The organism is Synechococcus sp. OH2, from assembly GCF_047462155.1.
GTDB lineage: Bacteria > Cyanobacteriota > Cyanobacteriia > Thermostichales > Thermostichaceae > Thermostichus.
In genome coordinates this window covers 1-1149 of record NZ_JANSIR010000040.1, presented here as the reverse complement: position 1 = coordinate 1149, position 1149 = coordinate 1, and the positions used below count along the sequence as shown (strand labels likewise).

The 1149-nt window shown below is 57.4% G+C and carries 1 protein-coding gene; it reads left to right on the top strand.

Annotated elements, in window-relative coordinates:
* Positions 1 to 73: 73 nt before the first annotated feature.
* Positions 74 to 1138 (top strand): photosystem II q(b) protein, encoded by a 1065-nt coding sequence (gene psbA / locus NW835_RS02815; protein WP_011430136.1) that lies wholly within the window; start codon positions 74 to 76, stop codon positions 1136 to 1138.
* The last annotated feature ends 11 nt before the right edge of the window (positions 1139 to 1149 follow it).

Below are 1149 nucleotides of genomic sequence, written 5' to 3'. Positions count from 1 at the left end.
AGTTGACAGAACTTAACGGATGTTTTAAGGTTGTGTTGTCAATCTTCGCGCTTCCTCAGGGAAGTTTGCCATCATGACCACTGTTATCCAACGTCGCTCAACCAGCAACGTGTGGGAGCAGTTCTGCGAGTGGGTCACCTCCACCGACAACCGCCTCTACATCGGTTGGTTCGGGGTGCTGATGATCCCCACCCTGCTGACTGCCACCACCTGCTTCATCATTGCCTTCATCGGTGCTCCCCCAGTGGACATCGACGGGATTCGCGAGCCGGTTTCGGGTTCGCTGCTCTATGGCAACAACATCATCACCGGTGCGGTGGTGCCTTCTTCGGCTGCGATTGGCCTGCACTTTTACCCGATTTGGGAAGCCGCTTCCTTGGACGAGTGGCTCTACAACGGCGGCCCCTACCAGTTGATTGTGCTGCACTTTTTGATTGGGGTGTTCTGCTACATGGGCCGGGAGTGGGAGCTGAGCTACCGCTTGGGGATGCGTCCCTGGATTGCGGTGGCCTACTCGGCACCGGTGGCGGCGGCGACGGCCGTGTTTTTGATTTACCCGATTGGTCAGGGTTCGTTTTCGGACGGGATGCCGCTGGGGATTTCGGGGACGTTCAACTTCATGTTGGTGTTCCAGGCGGAGCACAACATTTTGATGCACCCGTTCCACCAGTTGGGCGTGGCCGGCGTGTTTGGGGGTGCGCTGTTTAGTGCGATGCACGGGTCGTTGGTGACCTCGAGCCTGATTCGCGAGACATCGGAAGAGGAGTCTCAGAACTTGGGGTACAAGTTTGGGCAAGAGGAAGAGACCTACAACATTGTGGCGGCGCACGGGTATTTTGGCCGGTTGATTTTCCAGTATGCGTCGTTCAACAACAGCCGGAGTCTGCACTTTTTCCTGGCGGCGTGGCCTGTGATTGGGATTTGGTTTACGGCGCTGGGGATTAGCATCATGGCGTTCAACCTGAACGGGTTCAACTTCAACCAGTCGATTGTGGACAGCAACGGTCGTGTGGTTGGGACGTGGGCGGATGTGCTCAACCGTGCCAACCTGGGGATGGAAGTGATGCACGAGCGGAATGCGCACAACTTCCCGCTGGACTTGGCGGCGGTGGAAGTGGCGCCGGCCATCCGTGGCTAATCCACTCCTGA

Excerpts from the sequence above, each read along its gene's own strand:
- psbA (WP_011430136.1), top strand. The coding sequence starts at position 74 with ATGACCACTGTTATCCAACGTCGCTCAACCAGCAACGTGTGGGAGCAG.